Here is a 1649-nt window from a genome sequence, read left to right on the forward strand (position 1 = left end):
CCGCTTGGGCACCCCGGGTGAGCCGCCGTCACCGGTCCCGGCTCCGGCACGGATGGCTGCGGAGGCCGAACCGCACCACCACCCGGACGAAGAATTCGCGGCGACCCGGGTCCGCACGGTGGCCCCGCCGTCGGGCCCCCTCACCATTACCTTCGACGACGGGCGCGATGTGGTACTTGAAACGACGGCCCTGATCGGGCGCAACCCGGCCGCAGGCGCCGGCGAGGACATTGACCAACTGATCGATTTCGCGGACATGGGACGTTCCGTCTCCAAGACCCATCTGCTGCTGCGGGTCGACGGCGGCACCGTCTGGGTGACGGACCGCAACTCCACCAACGGGACCGCGGTGACCGGCGGCGACGGCATCCGCCGTCAGCTGGCCCCCGGGGATCCCGTGGCGGCGCAACCCGGCGCGACCGTCGAATTCGGCGACCGCAGCTTTACCATCGGACGGGCATGAGCACGGCGTCGGGAGGGGAGCCCATCCGGCTCACTGTCGGTGCCGGGTCGGACCGCGGGTTGCGGCGGCAGCTGAACGAGGACGCGTATCTGGCCGACGGGACGCTGTTCGCGGTGGCCGACGGCATGGGCGGGCACGAGGCGGGCGAAGTGGCCAGCCGCATTTGCGTGGAGACGATGCGGGACTACGTGGCCAGCCACGAACTCGGCGCGCACGAACTGGAACAGCTGATCGGCCGGGCGGACGCGCGGATCAGGGCGGCGGCTGCATCGCGGGCGGGCACGACGGTATCCGGGGCCGCGCTGGTCTCCGAACGCGGGGTGCCGTATTGGCTCGTGTTCAACGTCGGCGATTCCCGCACCTACCGGCTCAACCACGGCAAACTTGTCCAGATCAGCGTCGACCACTCCGAAGTGCAGGAACTGCTCGAGGCCGGAGAAATCACCGCCCAGGAGGCCCTGGTGCACCCCCGCCGGCACGTCATTACCCGGGCGCTGGGCACCGGCGAAGACAACCAGCCGGATTTTTGGATGGTGCCCGTGGAACCGGGGGACCGGATCATGATCTGCTCCGACGGGCTGACCTCGGAGGTCAGCGACGACCACATCTACGCCATCCTCACCTCCGTATCCGGTCCCCAGGACGCAGTCGATGCACTGATCCAGGCCGCGCTGCGCTCCGGCGGGCGCGACAACATCACCGTGGTCGTCGTTGATGTAGCCGGTCCCGCAGGCGACGCCGACGACGCCTCGACCGCCCCGCGGCAGGAGGATACGACGACGCTGCCCCGGCTGGATGCTCCGAAACAGGGAGCGGCGGAGGAGGACGCCTGATGGCGGGCATGACGTACAGCCCCGGGCCTTGGCTGGGGCTGGTCAGCGGCGGCACAGCGGTGCTCCTCGAACCCGGCGCTCCCGAGGACCTGGTGCAGCAGTTGTGGCAGGCGCTGGAGTCCGGCGCCACGCTGGAAACGTTGCTCGGAACGGTGGTCTCCGGGTACGGCGCCAACCTGTCGGCCATGCCGCAGTTCGGCATCGTCTCCTGTTCCGGCGGCATCCACGCGGTGCTCCGCGGCGACGTGGTGGTGTCCGCCGACCCGGACGGGCAGGAACTGAGCGGACGCGGCGTCTCGAGCTGGACCGAGGGGCGGCTGCGGGCCGGCAGCGTGGCCATTGCGGCCGGGCCC

At 70.5% G+C, this 1649-nt stretch carries 2 protein-coding genes and 1 pseudogene; all 3 read left to right on the top strand.

Annotated elements, in window-relative coordinates; all coding sequences use genetic code 11:
• Window positions 1-463: FHA domain-containing protein (locus AC5RUJ_RS15980; protein WP_494156210.1), on the top strand; the 463-nt coding region annotated here is incomplete at its 5' end.
• Complete coding sequence (locus AC5RUJ_RS15985; protein ID WP_494129143.1) at window positions 460-1296, top strand: PP2C family protein-serine/threonine phosphatase; 837 nt, start codon at window positions 460-462, stop codon at window positions 1294-1296. The genes AC5RUJ_RS15980 and AC5RUJ_RS15985, both read left to right, overlap by 4 nt.
• A pseudogene (locus AC5RUJ_RS15990) lies at window positions 1296-1649 on the top strand (hypothetical protein); the annotation flags it as partial. The gene AC5RUJ_RS15985 and the pseudogene AC5RUJ_RS15990, both read left to right, overlap by 1 nt.

The organism is Arthrobacter sp. Y3223164 (assembly GCF_059091005.1).

Coding starts and splice junctions, on each gene's coding strand:
- AC5RUJ_RS15985 (WP_494129143.1), top strand. CDS start 460: ATGAGCACGGCGTCGGGAGGGGAGCCCATCCGGCTCACTGTCGGTGCC.